The following is a 24297-nucleotide window of genomic DNA, read 5'->3' as shown; positions in this document are numbered from 1 at the left end:
GGACTTTCAATAAGTTCAGATTTTTTTATTGCATAACAATGTTACTGTACTTAGCATTTACAAGAATGGTTTTGTTTGTAGAAGTATTTTTTGGGTAATTTTTAATTACTTTTTTGTCGGTTCGTTCACCATTAAACTTAGAGCGATCTCCTTTAAAGAGTAAATCGTAATTTGATTTTGGTAATTTAATTTTTGCATCACTATTTTCTAAAACTACATTTAGGTTGGTAAAAGAATCTAGAATATTATGTATGGTTAACTCTCCAAAACTTCCATCTATAATTGAGCTTCCAGCTAAATAATCAATATTAATGTTAGAAGAATTAGAATATAGTACTAGCGACTTTACATTTTTCAATAAAGCTTCATCTACATATTTAAGTGTTAACTCACCTTCATCCCAATAATTCACTAACACAGGTGAATAAGATGCATTGATGGAAGTGGCACTTCCATCAATACGATCTGCTAATAAACTTGAATGCGATATATTTGCTTTAAGGTTGTGAATTACCGCGGCAAACTTAAGTTCTCCATGACGCACATTCACCTTTAACTTAGTATCCTTAGGCATTTTTATCTTGATTGTTTTTTTAACCTTACTATTTTTCTTCTCTAGGTCTTCAAAACGTTTTTCAAATTCTTCTTCTTTTCCTTCCCATTCTTCTTCGAATTCTTTCATACGCTCCTCAATAACCTTACCTTTTTCTTCCCATTCTTTGCCAAACCTTTCACCAAATCTTTCTCCCCATTCTTCCATGTCTTTTGCCCATTTTCCATCAAATTTTTTACTAAATTCTTCTCCCCATTTTTCCATGTCCTTCCCAAATTTCTCTCCAAATTTTTCACCAAATTTATCTCCCCATTTTTCCATACGAGCTGAATAACCATCCCAATCTGTTTTAGAAAACTCTCTAGCCCATTTTTTCATATCTTCCTTATAACCTTTACCATATTTGTCTTCAAACTCTTGACTCCATCTATCCAAGTAAGGCTCTCCTTCTTTTTTATATTTTTCAACATCGAATTGAACATTGTGCACGCCTTTTGGTAATTCAGGCAACTCAGGAATTTTAGGCATTTCTGGAAACTCAAAATTCATTTCTGGCATCCTTGGCATTTCAGGCATCTCTGGCATTTCAGGAATTTCGGGAATATGTATATTAATATCCTTTAATACATCTAAGCCTGAGAAGTCAAAATCAAAGTTATAAGGACCTCCAAATCCTCCTATACTTTCAATAGACACATTGGCTCCAGAGCCATCAACGTCTACTTCCCAAGATTTTAATACCTCTTTTAAATCTTCTTTTGATAATTCATTACTTTCAACATAGGCTTCGACTAGGATTTCGTTTTTATCCCAAGTATCAATTATTATATTGGTATGGTTAGTATCTAACCTTAAAGTAACATCTTTGTTAGCTTTTACTGTTTTAGATAGTTTCTCAAGTTTTTGTTGAGCATTTAAGCTAAATGCTCCTAAAAAGATAAGTGCCAACGCTATATATTTATACTGTTTCATTTGTTCGTTTTTTAATTGTTTTAATAATCATGCTTGTATTTGCTCAAGCTGATTAGTGTCGTTTTTTAATTCGTTTAATTTTTGTTTTAGACGATGCATTAAGTTTAAACGCAACTTTAAATTCTCAATAGAAGCATTAATTGTTTGCTCCGTTGGCCCAGATTTAGTTAATTCTTGAGAAAGGAGTTCATACTCTTTGTTTAACTCTTCTAATCGCTCAAGATATCCATCAAAAAGCTCTTTAGTTTCTGGTGTTATTTCAATTTTAGACAATTCTAAATTGATGTTTGCCAAATAGTAATCTTCTACTTTTTTTAACTCAGGAGATACTTTTCCCAAAGGAGATTCTGTTTTAGTTTCAACTATATCTGTTCCCTCAATAACATCAGGGCTTGAATTAATAATTTTAAACGCTCCAAAACTTAATCCTATTAAAATCACAACACTTGCAGCTATATTTAAAAATGTAAATATGCTTTTTCTTGGTTGTTCAGGAAGTTCTTTATCAAGTCTTTCTAAAAACCTAGCTTCGTGACCTTGTGGCATTTTATCGTTGCTTACTTTTTGTTCATTCTCGAACAGTTTTCTAATGTCTTGTGCCATTTTGCGATAATTTTAATAGTTCTCTTAATTTTGACTTTCCTCTAGATAATTGAGTACGTGATGCTACTTCGGTTATATTTAATATTTCGGCTATTTCTTGGTGGTCGTAACCTTCAATTAAAAATAACATCACAACATATTTATACTTATCAGGCAATTGATTTATTGCTTCTTTTACGTCGTCTAAAGTAATGGTATCTTCTACTAACCATTCGTCTTCATAACCTGTATCGACCACTTTTAGGTGCACCTCATCTAATTCCAACATTTGTTGTTTTTTAGATTTTATTAGGTCAATACTTTTATTAATAACGATTCGTTTTAACCATGCACCAAATGTTACTTCCGCTTTGTATTGATGTAATTTGGCAAACGCTTTAATAAAGGCTTCTTGTACTACATCTTCAGCTTCAAAAGAGTCTTTTACAAATCTTTTAGCTACTATATACATTCCATCACAATACTGATTGTACAGTTTTAATTGTGCTTTACGGTCGTTGCGCCTACACTGTTCAATAATATCTATTGTTAATGTATTCACTAATTGATGTTTTGGTTAGTTCGTGTCATAATACTAATATTAGGTATTATTTTGTTTAAATCAATTCGAATTCAACTAAAAGACGACATAAAAATATAGTTGTTGCAAAAAGCTGGTTATTTTTTTTAGAAATTAAAACAAAGTGTAATAACTTAGCGTTCAAGTTAAAGCTACTTCTAATTAATTTCAAATTTTATTTCGAATGAATAAGTTTTTAAAGGGTCTCATTTTTGTTTTGCTTTTGGTTGCTGTAGGCATATTTTTGTATGCTTACATTAATGGTGATATTTTAAAGAAACCTTTAAGCCCAAAAGATACTGTTGAGTTTAAACTTAACGATTTAGAACTTGAAGTATTTTATAATAGACCCTCTAAAAGGGATCGTAATATTTTTGGTGGATTAGTATCATACAATAAAGTTTGGCGTACAGGTGCCAATGAAGCCACAACCTTTGAAACCAATGAACCTTTAAAAATTGGAAATGATTATTTAACTGCTGGAAAATATACCCTTTGGACGATTCCTAGTGAAGAAACCTGGCAAGTTATTTTTAATTCTAAACAATACCCTTGGGGAGTTAATGATGCAATGCAAGCAATGAGAGACCCTGAATTTGATGCTATAAAAATTGAGGTTCCTGTACAGAAAATTCCAAATACTGTAGAACAATTCACAATTGCTTTTGATAATTCTACAGATAACCTATCTTTAACTATGGCTTGGGACAATGTAAAAATTGCTGTTCCGTTAAATCAATAGTTTGCAAAAAAAACGAAAATACAACTCAGCATTAGAGGAAAAAAAAGGCATTCCTGAACCAGAAATTACTGATGATACTGCAATCTCTAAGGTAGTTTCTAAACGCAAAACACAGCCAAGCGCCAAAGAATTAATACAGGATATTTTAAAAGGAAATATTACGGCATTAAGCAGAGCCATTACTTTGGTTGAGAGTAAAAACCCTGAACATTTAAAGAAAGCAAATTCCATTATTAAAGGATGTTTACCTTACGCTAATAACTCTGTGAGATTAGGAATTACTGGTGTTCCAGGAGTTGGCAAAAGCACGTTTATAGAAGCTTTAGGAAAACACCTAATTACATTAAATAAAAAAATAGCAGTATTAGCTGTTGACCCAAGTAGCTCCATAACCAAAGGAAGTATCTTAGGTGATAAAACACGTATGATAGATCTTGTAAAAGAGACTAACGTATATATAAGACCTTCTGCTTCTGGTGAATCACTTGGTGGTGTTGCAAGAAAAACTAGAGAAACTATTATTCTTTGTGAAGCTGCTGGTTTTGACACTATCATTATAGAAACTGTTGGTGTTGGTCAAAGCGAAACAACTGTACATAGTATGGTAGATTTCTTTTTACTTCTAAAGCTCTCTGGAGCTGGTGATGAATTGCAAGGAATTAAACGTGGTATTATTGAAATGGCTGATGCCATAGTTATAAATAAAGCTGATGGAGATAACCTAAAGCGTGCAAAACTTGCTAAGGTTGAATTTACAAGAGCTTTGCATTTATATCCTGAAAAAGAATCGTCTTGGTCGCCTCCAGTATCAATGTGCAGCGCTTTAAATAATGAAGGGGTTGAAAATGTGTGGACTATGATAATGAAATACATCAATATCACAATTAAAAATAATTACTTCCCAAAAAAAAGACAAGAACAAAATAAATTCTGGCTACTTCAAACCATTGAAGAACAATTAAAATTTGATTTTTATAATAATAAAACCATAAAAATTGAATTACAGAAACAGCTTAAACTAATTGAGGAAAGTAAAACAACACCTTTTACTGCTGCCGAAGAATTACTAAAATTAATCTAACCTTTTTTGATTACCTTGCGCCTTTAAATTTTTGCTATTATTTATGAGCAATTTAGCTGATACTTCCTTTGAAATTTGTATTGTAATTCCGTGTTATAATGAAGAAAAAGGGCTTGACAGAAAAGCCTATTTCAATTTTATAAATAATCACTCTAATGTTTTACTATGTTTTGTAAATGATGGCTCAACAGATAACACAGCTAATATTCTAGCTGGTTTTCAAGAAACTTATCCAGAAAACATAGCAGTAATAAATTGTACCCAAAATGTTGGGAAAGCTGAAGCCATTAGGACTGCAATAGCAGAATGTAATAACAATTATAGTTTCACTTATATTGCATACTTAGATGCAGATTTAGCGACCTCACTGGAAGAATGTTTGTCCCTTACTTCTTATTTTAACGAATCTATACATTTTGTATTTGGTTCAAGAATTATGAAAGTTGGTTCAACTATTAAACGTAGTCAATCACGCTTTTTAATTGGTAGAATTATTGCTACTGCCATCTCCAATATTTTAGACTTAAAAGTGTACGACACGCAATGTGGTTGTAAACTGTTTACCAAAGAGCTTTCTAAAGTCGCTTTTAAGAACCCTTTTATTTCAAAATGGTTATTTGATGTTGAAATCTTTAATAGATTAATGGTGCATTATGGAGTTGACCAAGCTACCAACCACATATTGGAAATACCGCTAAAAAGGTGGATAGATCAAGGAGATTCTAAAGTTAAACTGACCTATTTTTTTAAACTTTGGGTAGATTTATATAAGATTAACAAAGTATGTAAAGCTTCAAGAAAATAATCATGCTCAAAAACGCTAAACAACAATCTGCTTATATTTTTTATTCAATAATTGTCATTATTGCTTTACGATTTATTTTAACTGGACTTATTCCATTGTTAGATAAAACCGAATCAAGATACTCTGAAATAGCTCGCCTAATGTACGAGACTCAAGATTGGGTAGTATTACAAATAGATTATGGTGTGCCATTCTGGGCGAAACCTCCTTTGTCAACTTGGTTATCGGCTGCTAGCTATCAAGTATTTGGAGTGAATGAAATTGCTGCTAGATTACCCTATTTTTTAGTTTGTTTATTATTGGTTTTTATACTAGGTAAATTTGTAAAGCAAGCTGGTAAGAGTTTTTATTTACCAGCGTTTATTTTGCTAACCACTCCAGAGTTTTTATTACACGCAGGTGTTGTGTCTACTGATGCTGTTTTATGTCTTTCTATTACCTTAATTATGATTTCGTTTTGGAAATCTATTGAAAATGAAAAGCGAAGCTTTTGGAATTACTTATTCTTTATTTCTATAGCTCTAGGATTACTATCAAAAGGACCTATAGTTTTAGTATTAACGGCACCACCTTTATTTATTTGGTTATTCATTCAAAAAGTATCTATAAAAAAAGTTTGGAATAAAATACCTTGGTTAACTGGTATATTAATCACAATCGCTATTGCTTTGCCTTGGTACTTATTTGCTGAAAATAGGTCACCTGGGTTTTTAGATTACTTCATTGTTGGTGAACATTTTAAGCGCTTTGTAGTATCAGGCTGGGAAGGAGATTTATATGGCAGTGGTCACAGGCAACCTTTAGGAATGATTTGGGTGTTTTTACTGGTTTTTTCTTTTCCTTGGATACAATTTGTGCTTATTAAACTATGGAAAGAGCGTAAAACTATTCTTAAAAATAAATGGGTATCATTCTTGGTTTTATGGTTATTATGGACTCCTTTTTTCTTTACAGCCTCAAAAAACATACTACATACTTACACCTTACCTGTTACCATACCAATTGCCTTATTAATGGTATATTATTGGCATGAGTTTAAAAACAAAAAGTTGCTATTTATTCTAGGTTCAATTTTTCCATTTTTAGTGATAGTAGCGACTTGTGTTGTGGCGTTTGGTGATGACAAATTGTTAGAAGATTTAAACACCGACAAATATATTGTTGAGAAATTAATAGAAAATGACCCGAACACACCTATTTATTATTGGGAAAAAAAATCTTATTCAAGTAGATTTTATTCAAGTGGTGATATAAAAGTAATAAAAGAGACATCCATTGATTCTATATACAATTCGCATGATAAATTCATCATGCTAATAAGACATAAAAAAATTAAAACCGTTCCTAATAAATTTCAAGAAAAAATGGTGAGAATAGATTCTATTAAAAGGACTTCGGTATTTATGTTTGAAAAATAAAGCGTTCTAAAAATTAGCTTTATACCAATTAACTTGATGCCTCACACTTTCCAATAATGTCGTTTGCGGATTATAGTTTAGCAGCTTTCTAGCCTTATCAATATTAGCTTTTGTGCGAGATTGGTCTCCTGCCCTTTTCTCAACAATTTCAATTTGAATGGATTTTCCAAGAACTTTTTCTACAGCTTCAATACCTTCTTGTGTGGTGTGTTCTACCTCGGTTCCTAAATTAATAATCCCACCATTTACTATGGCTTCGTTTCCTATTACACTAACAATACCATCCACAATATCACCTACATACGTAAAACTTCGTAAATGTTTGTCGCTACCTTCATATAAAGTAAATGCTCGATTATTAATTCCACAAGCAATCAACTTGGTATACATTTTTTCAGGTCGTTCTCTTGGTCCAATAACAGAGTACAACCTTAATGAACATGCTTTAAATATGTTTTCTCTACTTTTTTGAAGTACCAATTGCTCAGCAGCTAATTTTGTAACACCATAATGAGATGCTGGTTTTGGCGCAACATCTTCGGTAAAAGTGGCTTCCAAACCATAAATTGAAGAAGTGCCAATATTTACAAACATTTTAAAGTTTTTACACTTTTGCACATAATCTATAATATTCTTGGTGGCAATTATATTATTGGTAAAGTAATCTTCAAAAGTAGATGTTATTGAAATTCCTGGTTGCGCAGCAAAATGAAAAATATAGTCTATATCTAAAGGTAAAGCATCAGAAATATTTTCGTCTCTCAAATCTATATTGATTATTTCAACGCCTTTTTCCTTGATCGAATTTGCATTCATTTGTTTCAATTCAAGATCATAATAATCGCTAAAATTATCCACACCAACTACGTCGTGCCCTAATTCGCTTAACCTTTCTGCAGTATGAGAACCAATAAAACCAACAGCACCAGTAACAAGAATTTTCATTAAATACATTTTTGATGACGCAATTTACTATCTTTTTATATTTAAATCATCAAGCAAGATATTTATTCTAAAAAAGAATACTTTTGTAGCACAAAACTAATTTGAATGGATTACCAATTTACTATCGTTGTTCCTGTTTATAATGAAGAAGATAATCTGGAACGCGTAGAAAGTGAACTACTGGAATACTCTAAGAAAGCCTCTGTTCCTACCTGTATTTTGTTTGTTAATGATGGTTCTAAGGATAGGAGCCAAGAACTTATAGAAAATATTTGCAATAGAAATCCTAATTTCAACTATATAAGTTTTAAAGAAAATAGAGGCTTAAGTGCAGCTATTAAAGCAGGTTTTGATTATACTGAGACCGAATTAGTTGGTTATATAGATTCCGATTTACAAACAGCTCCAGAGGATTTTAATTTATTACTTGAACAGATTGGTGAATACGATTTAGTAACAGGCGTTAGAGCAAATCGAAAAGACTCTTTCGTGAAAAACATGTCGTCTAAAATTGCCAATGGTATCAGACGCGCTTTTACACATGACGGGATGGATGACACTGGATGTCCTTTAAAAGTGATTAAAACAGCGTATGCAAAACGTATCCCTATGTTTAAAGGTTTACATCGTTTTTTGCCCGCAATGATTTTGTTGCAAAATGGAAAAATCATTCAAATTCCTGTGCAGCATTTTCCGCGTATTGCTGGAGAAGCAAAATTTGGTTTATGGAACAGATTGTTAGGACCTTTAAGCGATTGTTTTGCTTATTTATGGATGAAACGAAAGTACATTAACTATGATGTTAGCAAAAAAGGTTAATGAGTGATTGGCTAATATATACTATTGGATTTATTGCCCAAATCTTATTTTCTTCTAGATTAGTAGTGCAGTGGATTACTTCGGAAAAACAACGTAAAGTAATTACGCCAACACTGTTTTGGACATTGAGTTTAATTGCTTCATTCCTATTATTTATTTATGGTTATTTAAGAGATGATTTTGCAATCATGTTAGGTCAAACTCTAACCTATTTTATTTATATACGAAACCTTCAATTACAAAATGAATGGCAAAAATTTCATTGGGCTATAAGATGGTTTTTGTATAGTTTTCCTATTCTTATAGCAATTTATTATTTTAATAATAATGTGATTGATAGAGATGTGCTATTTAGAAATGAAGCTATTCCATTATGGTTACTATGGCTTGGAATTATTTCGCAAGTGATTTTCACATTACGTTTTGTATATCAATGGTTATATTCCGAATATAAAAAATCGTCTTCGCTACCTTTAGGGTTTTGGCTGTTAAGCTTAGTAGGCTCTGTTTTAATTTTAACCTATGCTATTATTAGGGAAGACCCTGTGTTATTTATTGGTCATTTATTAGGCTCTATCATATATATTAGAAACTTAGTTATTTTACACAAACAAGATGCTGAATAAAATTGAGCAACATCCAATTATGTCAATTATTGTAATTGTGTTATTAATGCTTTGCATTAATATCGATGTAATTGATGTAACTATAATGGAGGCTCGCAATTTTATTACAGCTAGAGAAATGATTGATGATGGGAACTGGTTGTTAACCACTATGAATGGTAAACCGCGCTACCAAAAACCACCATTACCAAGTTGGCTAGCTGCTTTATCTGGTTTACTTTTTGGAATAAAAAATATATTTGCTTTAAGACTCCCTGGAATACTGATGGTAGCAGTTACAGGAATTGCATCTTATCTACTAAGCTTAAAACTATTAAACAACAAAACACATGCATTAATAAATGCTTTTATAACTATTACCTCATTTTACGTTATAGGAATAATTATTGAAGCTCCATGGGATATTTTTACCCACGGATTTATGCTTGTTTCAATTTTACATTTGTTTCAACTATTCGAAAAAAAGACAAATTATTGGAAACACACTTTAATAGCTGGTCTATTTTTTGGATTGTCCATTTTATGTAAAGGTCCAATTTCATTGTATGCCTTATTACTACCTTTTTTATTAGCCTATGGATTCAGCTATAAATTCAAAAATTTAAGAGCAAAGACATTTTCTATTTTCTCCTTTATTATCATAGCACTAATTATTGGTGGTTGGTGGTATTTATATGTGCGATTGGAAGACCCAATAACTTTTAATGAAATTACCTCTAAAGAAACAGGAAATTGGGGAAGTTATAACGTACGTCCATTTTATTACTATTGGAGCTTCTTTACACAAAGTGGCTTGTGGACAATTCCTGCGTTTATTGCTTTACTATACCCTTATATGAAATCTAGAGTGAGCAATTTAAAAGCTTATAGGTTTAGCTTTTACTGGACCATTTTTGCAGTTATCTTACTATCTATAATTCCTGAAAAGAAGTCGAGATATTTAATGCCAGTTTTAATTCCAATGGCTATTAATACAGGTTTTTATATTGAATATTTAATTAGGAAATTTAAAGATATCAAGGATAAAAAAGAAACAATTCCTGTCTATTTTAACTTTGGACTCATTGCTTGTATAGGTATATTGTTCCCATTAGTTGGATTTGCTATTGGTACATTTTTAACTGGAACTATTTTGTTATGGTTTTTGTTAGCTTCAGTGGTTTTACTAACTATTGGCATACTAATAATTTTAAACTTAAAAAGAAAACAAATGAAACAGGTTTTTTATTTAAGTATTGCCTTTATGGTCGCTGTATTGGTTTCAGTTTTACCGTTGTCAAAAATTCAAGGAACAGCAAGTTACAATTCAATATCAAGCTTAAAATCGCAATTAGAGAAGGAAAACTTATCTATCTACTCGCTTAACGGAGTTGCACCAGAAATGATTTGGCAATTTGGAACAAAAATCCCACAAATACATACCGATTCAACGTATAACTTTCCATCAGAATCCAAGTTTGCGATTTTATCTAAAAAATTAGAAAAACACCAATTACAATTCTTGGAAGAAACCTTTATTATTCAACCAAAAGAAGTATTCAATCTTAATAGAAAAGCGAATGGAGAAAGAGGTTACAAAAAAAGATTGGTAAGCAAGCTCTATATCTTTACTAAGAAATAAAACGCTTTCTAAGGTAGATTTGTAGTTTATAAAATATAAAACCTGCAAAAGCTCCAAAAGCGAGTCCGCAAATAATATCTAACGGATAATGAACACCTACGTAAATTCTACTATATGCAACAACTGCACTCCAAAAAAGGAGTATAAAAATCAACTTCTTATAATATGGTCTCAACAATAACCCTGCAAAAACTGCTGCTGCCATTGAGTTAGATGAATGACCAGAAAAGAAACCATATTTACCACACCTTGGAGCTACATAGCGTATTAACCCTTCTAAGTCATTTACTCTACATGGTCTTGGGCGCTGAAAACTATCTTTAAATAAATTAGTAATCTGATCAGTAAACGTAATCATTCCAGCTATAACCAAAACCAATAATAATGAGGTTTTCCATCCTAAATGCTTATAAATTAAATATAACAGCACAGCATATAGAGGAATAAATGTAAGCTTATTAGTTACTACTAGCCAAAATCCATCCCAAGTTGTGTTTCCTAGATTATTTAGAAATAAAAAAAGTTCGGTATCGTATTGTAATATTAAGTCTAACATCTTTTACTCATCATATCTGCTTACTTCTCTATCGTAAAATTGAGACGCTTCTTCAATCAAGTTTTCTGTTTCGCTCAACAATTCTTTTTCATCATGTTGATCGAAATCTTCAAACCACTCTACTTCGTCATTTTCAAGATTGATAATAAATCTTGGGAATTCAGTATGAATTACAAAAATAGCGTTTGGCAAATCGGTGTTATCTCCAAGAATAAATTTAGGAAGTTCCATATATTACATATTGTTTTCTTCTTGCGAAATTAAACGTTTTGTTAGATAATTAAACCTAAGATACAATAAAATTGCAGCTGAAGTTAAGCCTACCAATAACCCTAACCAAATACCAAAACTACCGTAGGCATCTTCCTTACCTAAAAAATAACTAATTGGAAATCCTATCATCCAATAAGAAATAAAAGTAATGATGGTAGGTATTTTAACATCTTGCAATCCTCTAAGTGCACCCAAAACAGTTACTTGCACACTATCGCTCAATTGAAAAACTGCTGCTGCAATTAATAGCTTTGCAGCAATAGATACTACCTCTGTATTATCAATAAAGTTAGTAGCATCATTTAAATCTACATATATTGTTGGTAACATTTTATGAAATAACAAGAATAAAATTGCAAAAATAAAAGCTAATCCTAGTCCTAATAAAAATATAGAAAATGCAATTCTTCTAAGTTCTTTAAAATCCTTTAATCCTTTTTGATTTCCTACTCTCACCATTGCTGCCACACTTAACCCCATAGCCACCATAAAAGTCATAGATGATAAATTAAGTGCAATTTGGTTAGCTGCTTGCGGATTTTTTCCTAGTAACCCACTTAACCAGATAGCTCCTGTAAAAATGGCAACTTCAAAAAACATTTGCATTGCACTTGGGAATCCTAGGTTTAGAATTTTTTTAATCATGCTATTGTTCAACACAAAAAACTTTATGTTGGTAACATATGCTTTAGATTTTTCTTTGTTTTTAAGTAAATACCATAAGAAAAAAAGCATAATAACTCTTGAAGCTAATGTGCCTATTGCCGCACCAACTATTCCCATTTGCGAAAATCCAAGCTTTCCAAAAATCAATACATAATTTAGAGCTACATTTATAACATTCGCTAAAATGGTTGCATACATTGGGTATTTTGTTAACGACAAACCATCACTGAACTGCTTAAATCCTTGAAAAATAATTAAAGGAATGAGCGAAAAAGCTACTAAATCCAGATAAGGCATAGCCAGAACAACCACTTCTTCAGGTTGTTTCATTAAATACATTAAAGGTTTTGCTAGTAGAATTAACACAAAAAGCGCTAAACTTAAAACTGTACATAAAAACAAACCATGCTTAAAAGATGACTTTCCTTTTTTGAAGTTTTTTTCTGAATCTGCTTCAGCTATTAAAGGTGTAATGGCTGTTGAAAACCCTATACCCAAAGACATGGCTATAAATATAAAACTATTACCAAGTGATACTGCTGCAAGTTCAGCAGATCCTAATTGACCTACCATTATATTATCAACCAAACTTACAAAGGTATGCCCTAGCATACCTAGCATTACTGGAGTTGCTAGTTTTAAATTGTATTTAAACTCTTTAGTATAAATTGAAAGCACTTAGTAGTTTTTTAAGAAGTGTAAAGGTAGCCTTTGAATTTGGATTATCTAATTGAGAGTAAAAGTATTAAATAGAGAAATTGTTAATAAAAAAAATGAAATATTTTTTCGGTTAATAGTTAAATTCCATTAAATTTACGCTGCTATTTGCTATTACTTATTATAAAATATGAATAGTAGAAACTTTTAGCTATATATTTTAGAGGGATTTTTAATACTTACGTTAAAAGGTTTCAACAAAAAAGGGAAATGTACATTTCCCTTTTTTTATTCTTCTTCGTCTGAGGTTTCTTCCTCTAGATTATTTAATAAATCATTTTTTTGCAATAAATTATACCACTTGATGATTTTTTTAATATCACTTACATATACTCTATCTTCATCATAATCTGGCAATACTTCAAAGAAATATTCTTCTAAAGCATCTTTACTGTCTTTATGAGTTACACTTGTTTCTGCACCATTTTCCTTTTCTTTAATCTTTTTAAACACCTTTCTTAAAGGCACTTCTTCAGTTAAGGTATATACAGCAATCTCGCTTAATAAACTTACATTACTTCTAAGGTTAGCAGATACTCTTTTGCCATCTATTAAAGACTCCGCAATAAAACCTCCTCTAGTTTGTGTTACTAACTTAAAGAGTCCTGGTTTTTGTGCAATTGATAAAATCTTTTCTAAGCTCATAGTGTATTATTTTTTAAACGCGACAAATATATCATTCGTTTTAAATATTTATTAAAATATTATCGCTTTTTTTTCAAGTCTGGGAAACGCATTTTATAATCAACGTTTGTTTTGCCTTTTGATATATTTGAAAGCTTCCCTTTTATGAGTCGTTTTTTTAAAGTTGAAATTTTATCGGTAAATAGAATGCCTTCTATATGATCGTATTCATGCTGAATGACTCTTGCTAAAATTCCATTAAATTCTTTTATATGAGTTTCGAAATTTTCATCCTGAAATTGAATTTTAACTTTAGGCTTTCTAAAAACATCTTCTCTAACATTTGGTATACTTAAACACCCTTCATTAAACGCCCACTCATCACCCTCTTCTTCTAAGATTTTTGCATTAATAAATGTTTGCTTAAAATTTTTTAGTTGTGTACGCTCTTCTTCATTAAGTTCTTCATCTTCAGCAAAAGGAGACGCATCTACCAAAAAAATACGAATAGATAATCCTACTTGAGGAGCAGCTAGTCCAACACCAAAAGCATTATACATTGTTTCGTACATATTCGCAATAAGCGCTTCAAGATTTGGATAATCTAGAGAAACAACTTTTGCCTTTTTTCTTAATACAGGGTCGCCATAAGCAATAATCGGTAAAATCATTTTTACATTTTATAAAGTTTTGCAAAAATACAATACTTATCGGTTTTTAAATAAAAACTCCTTTAAAAAGGAATGAGTAGATATAACTATTTATTATATAAATAACTTTGCAAAATTATAGTAGCACTAATTTCATCAACCAAAGCTTTATTTCTCCGTTTGCCTTTTTTTAATCCGCTATCTATCATAGTTTGAAACGCCATTTTAGATGTAAAGCGTTCATCTACTCTTATTATTGGAATATTAGGAAACTCTTTTTCTAACTTTTTAATAAATGGCTTGATAATAACTTCACTTTCAGATTCAGAATAATCCATTTGTTTAGGTTCTCCAACCAAAAACAATTCTATCATTTCATTTAAAACATACTCTTTTAAAAAAGACATTAACTCTACTGTTTCAATAGTTTTTAAGCCAGAAGCAATAATTTGTAATTCATCTGTGATGGCTATTCCGGTACGTTTTTTTCCAAAATCTAATGCTAAAATTCTTCCCATAATAATTTGTCATGCAAAGGTAAATAAAAAACTCCCTAATTAGGGAGTTTTAAAATATTCAGGGCTTTCTAAATCTTCAATTGACAAAAAATTTAGAATATTAACCAAAATAAAGTAAGCAATTAATTAGTTTAAGGTTAATGCTTTTTAGCTATACTGTTAATAAGACACAGTTTATTTAACAAAGTCACATTTTTATGTTCAATATCAATTCAAATTACTCTTAATAGATATATACTTTTATATTTGTATCGAAATTTATACTAAATGGAGAAAATTAGAACGATTATTGAAGCAGCTTGGGAGAATCGAGAGCTTTTAAACCAAGAAAAGACTATTACTACAATTAGAGAAGTGATTCATTTATTAGATTCAGGAGAATTACGTGTAGCTGAACCAATTAGTAATGGATGGCAAGTAAACGAGTGGGTTAAAAAAGCAGTAGTTTTATATTTTCCAATCCAAAAAATGAAAACTATTGAAGTTGGTCCATTAGAATTTCATGACAAAATCCCTTTAAAAACTGGCTATGCCAAAAAAGGAATACGTGTGGTTCCACATGCTGTCGTTAGACATGGAGCTTATATTTCGGCTGGAACTATACTTATGCCTAGTTATGTAAATATAGGTGCATACGTTGATGAAGGCACTATGGTTGATACTTGGGCAACTGTTGGTAGTTGTGCACAAATTGGAAAAAACGTGCATTTATCTGGCGGTGTTGGTATTGGTGGTGTATTAGAACCATTGCAAGCAGCTCCAGTAATTATTGAAGATAATGCGTTTATTGGATCACGCTGTGTTGTAGTAGAAGGTGTCCATGTAGAAAAGGAAGCTGTTTTAGGTGCAAATGTTGTGCTTACAGGTTCAACAAAAATTATTGATGTTACTGGAGATAAACCTCTAGAACTAAAAGGTCGTGTACCAGCTCGTTCTGTGGTGATTCCTGGTAGTTACACTAAAAAATTTCCAGCTGGTGATTATAATGTACCTTGTGCATTAATTATTGGTAAGCGTAAAGAAAGTACCAATAAAAAAACCTCTCTTAATGATGCTTTGCGAACTCATAATGTAGCCGTTTAATTAAATGGCAAAAACAAATAACGTCCTATGGACTGGAGGTTGGGATTCTACATTTAGGGTTATTCAATTGTATCGTCTAGGAGCAACAATTCAACCAATTTATGTAATTGATCATAATAGGATATCTTCGAGCAAGGAACTGGAAGCAATAGAGAATATTTCCAGCAGAATAGATTTAAAATTTAAACATTCAAAAGGTCAAATACTTCCGCTAAAGATTATTAAAAGGCAAGATATTCCTTCTAACTTATCATTAAAAGTAATACATAAGTTTCTTAGATATAAAGTGAATTTAGGTAAACAATACTACTGGTTAGCTTGTATAGCAAAAAAATATGAATATAAAGATTTAGAGCTATCGTTGCACAATGAAGACTTAGATAAGTTTTTTCTTTTTGACCAACTTATTGAATTTAAGGATGAAAAAATAGGATCAAATTGGAGGTTGAACACTAAGAAGATAGGTTTTTCAAGAAAGTATCTCTTTTCAAACATGACATTTCCTTTGGTTACTATTTCGAAACCTGAAATGAAAACTATAGCTGAAGAAAACAACTTTGCTGATTTAATGGAACTAACTTGGTTTTGTCATAAATCTAACGAAAAACCTTGTGGCAAATGTGCACCTTGTAAACAATATGTAAGAGATGGATTTGGTTATCTATTAAAGTGACTATTCACCTTTATTACGAATCAAATAGCTCTTAAAAATAGCTATAAATTTTATTTTATATTTGCTCAAACTATTTAAATAATGCTAAAAAGTATACGTAAATTCAGTTTAAGAATGTTGCGAAAAATGCGATTTTTACCTCCAAAAATTTATGCACATTATCTTTTTGAATATTATACTGGTAAAAAATTAAACCTAGAGAACCCACGAGAGTTTAATGAAAAAATTCAATGGTATAAAGTTTTTTATCATCCAAAGGTTCTTAATCAACTAGTAGATAAATATGCAGTTAGAGAGTATGTTAAAGAAAAAATTGGCAGTAAATATCTTAACGAAATTTATGGTGTTTATAAAAAAGCTAAAGACGTTCCATTTAATGAATTACCAAATCAGTTCGTAATAAAAGCAACTCATACAAGTGGCCATAATCTAATAGTAAAAGATAAAAATAAACTTAATAAAGGTAAAGCCACTCGCTTATTCAAAAAATGGTTAGGCAAAAATCAATACTATCGTGCTGGACAAGAGTGGGCTTATAAAAGTGTACAACCAAGGTTAATTGCTGAAAAAATTTTAATAGAGAGTGGCAAAAGTGCACTTACTGATTATAAATTTTATTGTTTTGATGGCGTTGCAAAATTTATAGATGTACATATAGATAGAGAAGACGATCACAAACAAGGGTGTTTTGATTTGAATTTTAATTTACTGCCATTTGGTAAAAGCAAATCTTATAAAAGTATCTCTGCTGGTATCGAAAAGCCCATTAATCTTGAAGAGATGATAAAACTTTCCGAAATCTTAGCTACCAATTTCCCTTTTGTACGTGTTGATTTTTACTCTATTAACGGAAAAGCTATCTTTGGAGAAATGACTTTTTATCCTTCGGATGGAAGAAAGGATTTTTATCCTGATAAATATAATACCATTATTGGTGATTATTTTACACTTCCAAAACTCAAAGAAGGGCAAAAGGTTATTACCAAAATAATCTAATTCTTTAATATTCCGTTTTCCATTTGATGTAAATTATGATAAAAGACAAAATTAAAAACCACCCAATAGACGCAGTAATTCTATGGGTTGATGGAAATGATGAAAAGCATAAAGAAAAAATACTACCTTATATTAAAGACAAAGAAAAAATTAATTCAAAGAAGTTTAGAACTAGATTTGATCAAGTAAATGAAATAAAGTTTACTATTGATTCTATTTTAAAATTCGCGCCTTTTATTAGAAATATATTTATTATTACTGATAATCAATCACCAATTTTTTTGACTTCAGAAAGCATTGAGAATCATTATAAAAAAGTATCCATAATTGATCACAGTATCATCTTTAAAGGTTATAATGAATATTTACCAACTTTTAATTGCAGGCCAATAGAAACGTGCATGCACAGAATACCCAATTTAGCGGAACATTTTATTTATTTTAACGATGATTTCTTCTTAATTAATAACACAAAACCTAGCGACTTCTTTAAGGATGGGTACCCAATATTAAGAGGAAAATGGTTAAAATTTCATAAAGACATATTCTACAAAAAATTCAAAAAAATAAAAGTTGGTCATAAATCTGCACAACAAAAAGCAGCACAACTTATTGGTTTTAAAAAGTATTACAACTTTAGACATACACCACATCCACTTAGAAAATCAACTTTTGAAAGTTATTTTAAAGCTAATCCAAAAGTTTTTATAGAAAATATAAAACATAAGTTTAGAAGTGAAAGCCAATTTACACCCCAAGGTTTAGCAAATCATATAGAAATAAAGAATAAAACATGCGTTTTAAAAAACGATTTGCAATTAATTTATTTAAGATCTTATAAAAAGCCTTTATTTTGGTATAAATTTAAATTAAACAAAAAATATAACCGAAAGTTGTTTCTAGGTTTACAAAGTTTAGATCTTTGTCCGCCAACCATTTTAAACTATATATTACAATGGTTAGAAAAGCGTATAACATAAAAGCTCTTTTTTATTTAATTAATATTAAAAAAAACTTCATTTATGAAAATAATAATTCTTGCAGCTGGAATTGGATCAAGGCTTGGAAACCCATTTCCAAAACCGCTAACACCTTTAAAAAATGGCAAGAGCATTATGAAAATGCAAACAGAAAATATTTCTTTAAAGTACAATATTGACGATATCAATGTAGTAGTTGGCTTTAAAAAAGACTTAATTATGGAACGTTTTCCCGAATTAACTTATGTATATAATCCTTTTTTTGACAGAACAAATACTTCAAAAAGCTTATTACAAGCTTTAAAAAAACATCGAAATGAATCTGTCCTATGGTTTAATGGTGATGTAGTTTTTGACGAACAAGTTTTTAATGTTCTAGATCCATACATTAAAAAAAATATCTCGTTTGTTGCTGTAAATACAAGTAAAGTAGCTGAAGAAGAAGTGAAATACACACTTAAAGATGGTTACATTAAAGAGCTTTCAAAAATTGTCAAAAATGGTCTTGGTGAGGCAGTAGGGATTAATTACATCTCCTCTAACGACATTATTAAGTTTATCGAAAGATTAGAAGAATGTGATGCTAATGATTATTTTGAAAGAGGCTTAGAACTTGCAATAGAGAAAGACAATCTAAAAATAAAAGCTGTAAACATTTCAATGTATAATTGTATGGAAATAGATTTTGCTGAAGATTTAGAAAATGCAAATAACATGCTTTAGTATATAAAATGAAGTTTATATTATTTTGTCAAAACAATTATTCCTTTGGAATTTTAGAACCAATAAAAAAAGTTCTTGTAGATAAAGGTTATGATTACATTTGGTATGTAGCAGATAAAATACTTAGTGATTTTCCTTATAAAAAAGACAAACATACTAATAAAATATACGATTTAGAAGTTTATAAAAGTGATGTCATTTTTATTCCTGGAAATCAAGTACCGCATTACTTAAGAGGTTTAAAAACACAAATATTTCATGGTTTAGCTGGAGAAAAAAAAGGTCATTTTAGAATAAGACACTATTTTGATTTATACCTTACACAAGGACCATATTTTACAAATACTTTTAATAGTCTAAAAACAAAATACAAGAACTTCGATGTTATAGAAACAGGTTGGCCAAAACTAGATATTTATGGTAGAGATAAAACTATTTATAATAATGAGAAAAATAATTTAATTAAAAAGCATACTTCTAAATATGTTTTACTTTATGCACCAACTTTTTCTCCTAAATTAACATCAGCTCCTTTTTTAATTGAACAGATAAAAAAACTTGCAGATAACAATTCCAACTATTTAATTTTCTTAAAGTTTCATCCTTTAATGGATAAGCAATGGTTAAAAAATTATCAAGAATTAGCTAATACTACTCCTAATGTTATATTTCAAACCGAAAAGAACATTGTCAAATTTTTATTAATGGCAGATATATTAATAAGTGATACTTCATCTGTAATCTATGAGTTTTTACTTTTAGATAAGCCAGCCATTACTTTTAATAATATATCTAAAGAAATTCATTGGGAAAATTCCAGTGAATACGATGAACTAGAAAAATTAGTACAAATTAATCTTATTAAAGATCCTTATGCTAAATCTAGAAGTTATATTTGTCAGCAGTTTCATCCATATAATGATGGTAATTCAGCACTTAGAATGGTAGAAGCGACAGAAAATTACATAAAAACTAATGGTGTTCCAAGTAAGAGAAAATTATCATTTTTAAGACGATTTAAAATTTATTCTATTTTCGGAAAACAAAACAAATACTAAATATTATTAATGAGTAAGCTTACAGCAATTATCCCAACAGGAAACGAAATTCATAATATTGAAGATGTAATTGCTTCTGTAAAATTTGCTGACGAAATACTAGTTGTTGATAGTTTTAGTATCGATGGAACTTACGAAAAAGCTCTAGATTTAGCTACTAGAGTCATAAGAAGAGAGTATAAATATTCAGCTTCTCAAAAAAACTGGGCTATTCCTCAAGCTGAACATGAGTGGGTTTTACTAGTTGATGCTGATGAGCGGGTAACTCCTGAGCTTGAACAAGAAATAAAAGAAATACTCAACAAACCTGAAAATGATGCTGCTGCCTATTGGATAGGTAGAAATAATCATTTTATGGGCGAGCGTGTTAAATATAGTGGATGGAGAAATGATGGCGTAATTAGACTTTTTAAAAGAGATTTATGCACATATGAAGACAAACAAGTCCATGCAAAACTTATTGTTAATGGTAAAGTAGTTAAATTAAAAAACAAGTTCTATCATAATACCTATACTACTTTTGATAAGTACATCGAAAAACTAAACCGTTATGCAACACTTCAAGCAAAAGATTATGATAAAAAAACAGGCAAACTGACACCTTATCATTTTATTATAAAACCTTTTTGGGGATTCTTTAAGCATTATATAATCCAGAGTGGTTTTAGAGATGGTTTTGTAGGCTTAACCATTGGCTATTTACAAGGCTACGTTGTATTTATGCGCTATGTAAAACTTTGGCTATTAAGAAGAGGAAGACAATAATTATTTTTAAAATTTAACTAACTTTTTTAACCGTTTTTTTCTTTGGATACTTTGTCTAAACTCTTGCGTATACTTCCACATTTTGTTAAAAACCTCATTAAATTCAGCATTCATACATTTTGCGTATTCATCACTCATAATTTCAATCATAGCCTTATGCTCTGTTAATCTTGCAAAATTCTTAATACGTTCATTAAATGACATTGGCTCAAACTTCATTCGGTTTAAATCAACCAAATAAAACTTATAAGTACCATTCTCTTTTTTAATAAGTGTATTTCCTGGTGAATGATCTAAAAAGTGAATGTTATTCTCATGTAGTTTAAAAGTAAACTTGGTAAAGTCCCTCAAAATGTTTTCATAGTCTGGGTAATCAAAATCATTTATTAATTCCCGATAGGTTAAATCGTATTCAATTTGTTCACTCACATAATAACTTTTATAAAAAAGTCCATTATTCGCAAACTCATAATACGCAATAGGCTGTGGTGTTCCTATCTCCAATTTTAAAAGTTTATTAGCATAATTAAATGATCGTTGAGCTTTACTCTTTCTAAAAAATTTGTAAACTATTCGATTAATAATATTAGGCACTTTAAACCCCTTAATATTAATAACGACACTATTTAACTTGAATAGTTTTAATTTATTCCTTTTATCTTTTATTGATGTACCCGAAGTTTCAAAAGACTCAATGAAATGATCAATATCTGATTCTAAATCTTTATATATTTTATGAAATACCTTATTCATATAGCAATAATACAAAGTTTTAAAACAAAGTAGAAAACTAATGCTAACTTTGCCATCTAAGTTTTTAAATATTTGTTCATGATTGATCAAGAAGTAAATGAAGCACTGCAAATTTTAAAGCAAGGTGGCATTATATTATATCCGACTGACACCATTTGGGGTATTGGTTGTGACGCTACAAATTATAACGCTATAAAACGTATTTATGGACTTAAACAACGTGAAGAATCTAAATCCATGATTTGTTTAGTTAGTGATTTCAATATGCTAAATCAATATGTTGAAGAAGTACCTGAGGTGGCTTACGATATTTTAAAATATGCTAATAAGCCTACAACCATAATTTACGACAAACCCTTGCATATTGCTGAAAATATAGTAGCAAACGACAATACATTAGCCATAAGAATTGTTAATCATAGTTTTTGTAATCAGCTTATAAAAAAGTTCAAAAAGCCTATTGTTTCTACCTCAGCTAATATTAGCAACGAACCTTCACCAAAATCTTACTCAGAAATAAGTCAAGAGATTTTAAAAGGTGTTGACTATGTTGTAAATTTGGATCGCAAAAAAAAATCTACCAAAGCCTCATCAATAATTAAATTGAGTAGTGATGGACTAGTTAAAGTTATTAGAAAATAAAAATCAATTATTATTTCTTTAATAGCATTTTGATACAGATTTATTGAATGAATTACAAACAAGCATTAGCGCATCCCATTTTTAAGGTTATTTCAAAATCGGCTAACGAGTTGAATTTAGAAAGCTATGTTATTGGTGGTTTTGTTAGAGATTATATTTTAAATAGAGGAGTTCATAAAGATATTGACGTTGTTGCTATTGGTAGCGGTATTAAACTAGCCAAACAAGTATCAAAAAACCTTCCTAATACTCCAAAAATTCAAGTATTTAAAACTTATGGCACAGCAATGCTTAAGTTTGAAGATATAGAAATTGAATTCGTTGGAGCTCGAAAAGAATCTTATTCCGAAGATAGTAGAAATCCTGTTGTTGAAAATGGTACACTAGAAGACGATCAAAATCGTCGCGACTTTACTATTAATGCGCTTGCTTTTAGTTTAAATGTAGATGGCTTTGGAGAATTATTAGATCCGTTTAATGGTGTTTTAGATTTAAATAAAAAAATAATTCGCACACCTTTAGACCCAAATATAACTTATAGTGATGATCCTTTGCGTATGCTCCGAGCCATAAGATTTGCAACTCAATTAGGTTTCGAGATTGAAGACACCTCATTAAACGCAATTACAAAAAATAACAAGCGTATTGCTATTATTACTAAAGAACGCATTGTTACCGAACTAAATAAAATATTAGAATGTGACAAGCCTTCTTTAGGGTTTATATTACTAGAAAAAACAGGATTATTAGAGTATATTCTACCCGAGCTAACAGCATTAAAAGGTATTGAAGAAGTCGAAGGTCAACGACATAAGGACAATTTTTACCATACATTAGAAGTTGTCGATAATATTTCAAAACACACAAATGATGTTTGGCTACGTTGGGCAGCTTTACTACATGATATTGGAAAAGCACCAACCAAAAAGTTTAGCAAAAAAGTAGGTTGGACGTTTCATGGACATGAATTTGAAGGTTCCAAAATGGTATATCACTTATTTAAAAGATTGAAATTGCCATTGAATGACAAAATGAAATTTGTTCAAAAAATGGTATTTATGAGCTCACGCCCTATAGTACTCGCTCAAGATGATATAACCGATTCAGCTGTTCGTCGCTTAGTATTTGACGCAGGTGATTATGTAGATGATTTAATGACCCTCTGTGAAGCAGATATTACTACAAAGAATCCTAAAAAATTTAAAAAGTATCATAATAACTTTAAAATTGTTAGGCAAAAAATTGTAGAAGTAGAAGAACGTGATCATATTAGAAATTTTCAACCACCTGTTTCTGGTGATGAAATTATGAAAACGTTTAATTTAAAACCTTCACGTGAAATTGGTATTATTAAAGAGGCTATTAAAGAGGCGATTTTAGAAGGCAATATTCCTAATGAATTCGAGTCGGCTTATAACTTAATGATAGAAGAAGGTAAAAAACTAGGATTATCTGTAAAGTTACAAAATAACAAAGATTCATAGTTAATATGGAAAATAATCACACATATAGAAAACTATTAGTATGGCAAAAATCTATGTTATTAGTTACAGAAATTTATAATGAAGTAAAAATATTTCCGTCGGATAAACTATATGCTTTAACTTCTCAAATAAAAAGATCTGCTACATCAATACCTAGTAATATTGCAGAAGGCTATGGAAGAGAAGGAACAAAAGATTACTTAAGGTTTTTAAATATTGCCTTAAGCTCATTATTTGAGTTACAAACGCAACTTGAAATCGCATATAACTTAAAGTTTTTTAAGGAAAATAATTTTGAAAATCTTTATAAAAACACAAGAGAAATTGAACGAATGTTAACTAGTTTTATAAGAAAACTCAAAGGTAAAAACTTTGAAACTTTGAAACTTTGA

28 protein-coding genes are annotated in these 24297 nt (G+C 30.2%); 17 read left to right on the top strand and 11 right to left on the bottom strand.

Annotation, left to right across the window (positions count from 1 at the left end; translation table 11 throughout):
• Positions 1-25: 25 nt before the first annotated feature.
• Genes ABGB03_RS03615 through ABGB03_RS03605 form a run of 3 tightly spaced genes read right to left on the bottom strand, consistent with a single transcriptional unit; the run spans position 26 to position 2669 of the window.
• Positions 26-1525: a hypothetical protein gene (locus tag ABGB03_RS03615; RefSeq protein WP_347924906.1), complete on the bottom strand. Its 1500-nt coding sequence runs from the start codon at positions 1523-1525 to the stop codon at positions 26-28.
• Positions 1526-1552: 27 nt separating this feature from the next.
• Positions 1553-2128 carry a hypothetical protein gene (locus ABGB03_RS03610; protein WP_347924904.1) on the bottom strand — a complete coding sequence of 192 codons (576 nt, stop codon included), beginning with the start codon at positions 2126-2128 and terminating at the stop codon, positions 1553-1555.
• A complete protein-coding gene (locus tag ABGB03_RS03605; protein WP_347924903.1) occupies positions 2112-2669 on the bottom strand; it encodes an RNA polymerase sigma factor in 558 nt (185 codons plus the stop codon). Before ABGB03_RS03605 ends, ABGB03_RS03610 begins: the two co-directional genes overlap by 17 nt.
• A gap of 202 nt (positions 2670-2871) precedes the next feature.
• Between ABGB03_RS03605 and ABGB03_RS03600 the strand changes: the two genes are divergently transcribed.
• From ABGB03_RS03600 to ABGB03_RS03585, 4 genes are read left to right on the top strand one after another with little or no spacing between them, the layout of a single operon-like run.
• On the top strand, positions 2872-3429 hold the full coding sequence (locus ABGB03_RS03600) for a DUF2911 domain-containing protein (protein WP_347924901.1): 558 nt from the start codon (positions 2872-2874) through the stop codon (positions 3427-3429).
• Position 3430: 1 nt separating this feature from the next.
• Positions 3431-4510, top strand: a complete 1080-nt coding sequence (gene meaB, locus ABGB03_RS03595; protein WP_347924899.1) for a methylmalonyl Co-A mutase-associated GTPase MeaB — start codon at positions 3431-3433, stop codon at positions 4508-4510.
• Positions 4511-4553: 43 nt separating this feature from the next.
• Positions 4554-5315: a glycosyltransferase gene (locus tag ABGB03_RS03590; protein WP_347924897.1), complete on the top strand. Its 762-nt coding sequence runs from the start codon at positions 4554-4556 to the stop codon at positions 5313-5315.
• 2 nt (positions 5316-5317) lie between these two features.
• Positions 5318-6733: a glycosyltransferase family 39 protein gene (locus ABGB03_RS03585; protein WP_347924896.1), complete on the top strand. Its 1416-nt coding sequence runs from the start codon at positions 5318-5320 to the stop codon at positions 6731-6733.
• 6 nt (positions 6734-6739) lie between these two features.
• Here ABGB03_RS03585 and ABGB03_RS03580 read toward each other — a convergent pair whose 3' ends face one another.
• The gene (locus tag ABGB03_RS03580; protein ID WP_347924894.1) at positions 6740-7678 is read right to left on the bottom strand and encodes an NAD-dependent epimerase/dehydratase family protein; all 939 of its coding nucleotides are present in this window, start codon (positions 7676-7678) and stop codon (positions 6740-6742) included.
• A 105-nt stretch (positions 7679-7783) separates the two neighbouring features.
• Between ABGB03_RS03580 and ABGB03_RS03575 the strand changes: the two genes are divergently transcribed.
• From ABGB03_RS03575 to ABGB03_RS03565, 3 genes are read left to right on the top strand one after another with little or no spacing between them, the layout of a single operon-like run.
• Positions 7784-8497: a glycosyltransferase family 2 protein gene (locus ABGB03_RS03575; RefSeq protein WP_347924892.1), complete on the top strand. Its 714-nt coding sequence runs from the start codon at positions 7784-7786 to the stop codon at positions 8495-8497.
• Positions 8497-9123 carry a lipid-A-disaccharide synthase N-terminal domain-containing protein gene (locus ABGB03_RS03570; RefSeq protein WP_347924890.1) on the top strand — a complete coding sequence of 209 codons (627 nt, stop codon included), beginning with the start codon at positions 8497-8499 and terminating at the stop codon, positions 9121-9123. The genes ABGB03_RS03575 and ABGB03_RS03570 overlap by 1 nt, the downstream gene beginning before the upstream one ends.
• Complete coding sequence (locus ABGB03_RS03565) at positions 9113-10744, top strand: glycosyltransferase family 39 protein (RefSeq protein ID WP_347924888.1); 1632 nt, start codon at positions 9113-9115, stop codon at positions 10742-10744. Before ABGB03_RS03570 ends, ABGB03_RS03565 begins: the two co-directional genes overlap by 11 nt.
• Here ABGB03_RS03565 and ABGB03_RS03560 read toward each other — a convergent pair.
• From ABGB03_RS03560 to ruvX, 6 genes are all read right to left on the bottom strand, one after another.
• Positions 10734-11300, bottom strand: a complete 567-nt coding sequence (locus tag ABGB03_RS03560) for a phosphatase PAP2 family protein (protein ID WP_347924886.1) — start codon at positions 11298-11300, stop codon at positions 10734-10736. The two genes, ABGB03_RS03565 and ABGB03_RS03560, sit on opposite strands and share 11 nt — an antisense overlap.
• A 3-nt stretch (positions 11301-11303) precedes the next feature.
• Complete coding sequence (locus ABGB03_RS03555) at positions 11304-11531, bottom strand: hypothetical protein (protein WP_347924885.1); 228 nt, start codon at positions 11529-11531, stop codon at positions 11304-11306.
• A 3-nt stretch (positions 11532-11534) separates the two neighbouring features.
• Positions 11535-12860, bottom strand: coding sequence for an MATE family efflux transporter (locus tag ABGB03_RS03550; protein ID WP_347926367.1), 1326 nt, complete (start codon positions 12858-12860; stop codon positions 11535-11537).
• A 324-nt stretch (positions 12861-13184) separates the two neighbouring features.
• A complete protein-coding gene (locus ABGB03_RS03545) occupies positions 13185-13601 on the bottom strand; it encodes a DUF5606 domain-containing protein (protein ID WP_347924883.1) in 417 nt (138 codons plus the stop codon).
• 59 nt (positions 13602-13660) lie between these two features.
• The gene (def, locus tag ABGB03_RS03540) at positions 13661-14251 is read right to left on the bottom strand and encodes a peptide deformylase (protein ID WP_347924881.1); all 591 of its coding nucleotides are present in this window, start codon (positions 14249-14251) and stop codon (positions 13661-13663) included.
• An 86-nt stretch (positions 14252-14337) separates the two neighbouring features.
• On the bottom strand, positions 14338-14748 hold the full coding sequence (ruvX, locus tag ABGB03_RS03535) for a Holliday junction resolvase RuvX (RefSeq protein WP_347924879.1): 411 nt from the start codon (positions 14746-14748) through the stop codon (positions 14338-14340).
• 267 nt (positions 14749-15015) lie between these two features.
• Here ruvX and ABGB03_RS03530 point away from each other — a divergent pair, with 267 nt between their 5' ends.
• The 7 genes from ABGB03_RS03530 (at position 15016) to ABGB03_RS03500 (ending at position 21026) form a co-directional block, all read left to right on the top strand.
• Positions 15016-15831: a 2,3,4,5-tetrahydropyridine-2,6-dicarboxylate N-succinyltransferase gene (locus tag ABGB03_RS03530; RefSeq protein WP_347924877.1), complete on the top strand. Its 816-nt coding sequence runs from the start codon at positions 15016-15018 to the stop codon at positions 15829-15831.
• A gap of 4 nt (positions 15832-15835) precedes the next feature.
• A complete protein-coding gene (locus ABGB03_RS03525) occupies positions 15836-16504 on the top strand; it encodes a hypothetical protein (RefSeq protein WP_347924875.1) in 669 nt (222 codons plus the stop codon).
• An 81-nt stretch (positions 16505-16585) separates the two neighbouring features.
• Positions 16586-17500, top strand: a complete 915-nt coding sequence (locus tag ABGB03_RS03520; RefSeq protein WP_347924873.1) for an ATP-grasp fold amidoligase family protein — start codon at positions 16586-16588, stop codon at positions 17498-17500.
• A 35-nt stretch (positions 17501-17535) separates the two neighbouring features.
• Positions 17536-18480, top strand: coding sequence for a Stealth CR1 domain-containing protein (locus ABGB03_RS03515; protein WP_347924872.1), 945 nt, complete (start codon positions 17536-17538; stop codon positions 18478-18480).
• 42 nt (positions 18481-18522) lie between these two features.
• The gene (locus tag ABGB03_RS03510) at positions 18523-19203 is read left to right on the top strand and encodes a phosphocholine cytidylyltransferase family protein (protein ID WP_347924870.1); all 681 of its coding nucleotides are present in this window, start codon (positions 18523-18525) and stop codon (positions 19201-19203) included.
• Between the two features lie 8 nt (positions 19204-19211).
• Positions 19212-20261 (top strand): CDP-glycerol glycerophosphotransferase family protein, encoded by a 1050-nt coding sequence (locus tag ABGB03_RS03505; protein WP_347924868.1) that lies wholly within the window; start codon positions 19212-19214, stop codon positions 20259-20261.
• A 9-nt stretch (positions 20262-20270) separates the two neighbouring features.
• Positions 20271-21026, top strand: a complete 756-nt coding sequence (locus ABGB03_RS03500; protein WP_347924866.1) for a glycosyltransferase family 2 protein — start codon at positions 20271-20273, stop codon at positions 21024-21026.
• A 6-nt stretch (positions 21027-21032) separates the two neighbouring features.
• On the opposite strand, the gene ABGB03_RS03495 is transcribed toward ABGB03_RS03500, so the two are convergent.
• The gene (locus ABGB03_RS03495; protein ID WP_347924865.1) at positions 21033-21779 is read right to left on the bottom strand and encodes a lipopolysaccharide kinase InaA family protein; all 747 of its coding nucleotides are present in this window, start codon (positions 21777-21779) and stop codon (positions 21033-21035) included.
• Between the two features lie 78 nt (positions 21780-21857).
• Between ABGB03_RS03495 and ABGB03_RS03490 the strand changes: the two genes are divergently transcribed.
• The 3 genes from ABGB03_RS03490 to ABGB03_RS03480 are packed head-to-tail and all read left to right on the top strand — an operon-like array spanning position 21858 to position 24297.
• Complete coding sequence (locus tag ABGB03_RS03490) at positions 21858-22421, top strand: L-threonylcarbamoyladenylate synthase (protein WP_347924863.1); 564 nt, start codon at positions 21858-21860, stop codon at positions 22419-22421.
• Between the two features lie 47 nt (positions 22422-22468).
• Positions 22469-23905, top strand: coding sequence for an HD domain-containing protein (locus ABGB03_RS03485; RefSeq protein WP_347924862.1), 1437 nt, complete (start codon positions 22469-22471; stop codon positions 23903-23905).
• A 5-nt stretch (positions 23906-23910) separates the two neighbouring features.
• Positions 23911-24297 (top strand): four helix bundle protein, encoded by a 387-nt coding sequence (locus ABGB03_RS03480; protein WP_347924860.1) that lies wholly within the window; start codon positions 23911-23913, stop codon positions 24295-24297.

It is taken from the genome of Pontimicrobium sp. SW4, from assembly GCF_039954625.1.
Classification (GTDB): Bacteria; Bacteroidota; Bacteroidia; order Flavobacteriales; family Flavobacteriaceae; genus Pontimicrobium.
This window is presented reverse-complemented; position numbering and strand designations above follow the sequence as displayed.

Excerpts from the sequence above, each read along its gene's own strand:
- ABGB03_RS03615 (WP_347924906.1), bottom strand. The coding sequence starts at position 1,525 with ATGAAACAGTATAAATATATAGCGTTGGCACTTATCTTTTTAGGAGCA.
- ABGB03_RS03610 (WP_347924904.1), bottom strand. The coding sequence starts at position 2,128 with ATGGCACAAGACATTAGAAAACTGTTCGAGAATGAACAAAAAGTAAGC.
- ABGB03_RS03600 (WP_347924901.1), top strand. The coding sequence starts at position 2,872 with ATGAATAAGTTTTTAAAGGGTCTCATTTTTGTTTTGCTTTTGGTTGCT.
- ABGB03_RS03590 (WP_347924897.1), top strand. The coding sequence starts at position 4,554 with ATGAGCAATTTAGCTGATACTTCCTTTGAAATTTGTATTGTAATTCCG.
- ABGB03_RS03585 (WP_347924896.1), top strand. The coding sequence starts at position 5,318 with ATGCTCAAAAACGCTAAACAACAATCTGCTTATATTTTTTATTCAATA.
- ABGB03_RS03580 (WP_347924894.1), bottom strand. The coding sequence starts at position 7,678 with ATGAAAATTCTTGTTACTGGTGCTGTTGGTTTTATTGGTTCTCATACT.
- ABGB03_RS03575 (WP_347924892.1), top strand. The coding sequence starts at position 7,784 with ATGGATTACCAATTTACTATCGTTGTTCCTGTTTATAATGAAGAAGAT.
- ABGB03_RS03570 (WP_347924890.1), top strand. The coding sequence starts at position 8,497 with ATGAGTGATTGGCTAATATATACTATTGGATTTATTGCCCAAATCTTA.
- ABGB03_RS03565 (WP_347924888.1), top strand. The coding sequence starts at position 9,113 with ATGCTGAATAAAATTGAGCAACATCCAATTATGTCAATTATTGTAATT.
- ABGB03_RS03560 (WP_347924886.1), bottom strand. The coding sequence starts at position 11,300 with ATGTTAGACTTAATATTACAATACGATACCGAACTTTTTTTATTTCTA.
- ABGB03_RS03555 (WP_347924885.1), bottom strand. The coding sequence starts at position 11,531 with ATGGAACTTCCTAAATTTATTCTTGGAGATAACACCGATTTGCCAAAC.
- ABGB03_RS03550 (WP_347926367.1), bottom strand. The coding sequence starts at position 12,860 with ATGCTAGGTATGCTAGGGCATACCTTTGTAAGTTTGGTTGATAATATA.
- ABGB03_RS03545 (WP_347924883.1), bottom strand. The coding sequence starts at position 13,601 with ATGAGCTTAGAAAAGATTTTATCAATTGCACAAAAACCAGGACTCTTT.
- def (WP_347924881.1), bottom strand. The coding sequence starts at position 14,251 with ATGATTTTACCGATTATTGCTTATGGCGACCCTGTATTAAGAAAAAAG.
- ruvX (WP_347924879.1), bottom strand. The coding sequence starts at position 14,748 with ATGGGAAGAATTTTAGCATTAGATTTTGGAAAAAAACGTACCGGAATA.
- ABGB03_RS03530 (WP_347924877.1), top strand. The coding sequence starts at position 15,016 with ATGGAGAAAATTAGAACGATTATTGAAGCAGCTTGGGAGAATCGAGAG.
- ABGB03_RS03525 (WP_347924875.1), top strand. The coding sequence starts at position 15,836 with ATGGCAAAAACAAATAACGTCCTATGGACTGGAGGTTGGGATTCTACA.
- ABGB03_RS03520 (WP_347924873.1), top strand. The coding sequence starts at position 16,586 with ATGCTAAAAAGTATACGTAAATTCAGTTTAAGAATGTTGCGAAAAATG.
- ABGB03_RS03515 (WP_347924872.1), top strand. The coding sequence starts at position 17,536 with ATGATAAAAGACAAAATTAAAAACCACCCAATAGACGCAGTAATTCTA.
- ABGB03_RS03510 (WP_347924870.1), top strand. The coding sequence starts at position 18,523 with ATGAAAATAATAATTCTTGCAGCTGGAATTGGATCAAGGCTTGGAAAC.
- ABGB03_RS03505 (WP_347924868.1), top strand. The coding sequence starts at position 19,212 with ATGAAGTTTATATTATTTTGTCAAAACAATTATTCCTTTGGAATTTTA.
- ABGB03_RS03500 (WP_347924866.1), top strand. The coding sequence starts at position 20,271 with ATGAGTAAGCTTACAGCAATTATCCCAACAGGAAACGAAATTCATAAT.
- ABGB03_RS03495 (WP_347924865.1), bottom strand. The coding sequence starts at position 21,779 with ATGAATAAGGTATTTCATAAAATATATAAAGATTTAGAATCAGATATT.
- ABGB03_RS03490 (WP_347924863.1), top strand. The coding sequence starts at position 21,858 with ATGATTGATCAAGAAGTAAATGAAGCACTGCAAATTTTAAAGCAAGGT.
- ABGB03_RS03485 (WP_347924862.1), top strand. The coding sequence starts at position 22,469 with ATGAATTACAAACAAGCATTAGCGCATCCCATTTTTAAGGTTATTTCA.
- ABGB03_RS03480 (WP_347924860.1), top strand. The coding sequence starts at position 23,911 with ATGGAAAATAATCACACATATAGAAAACTATTAGTATGGCAAAAATCT.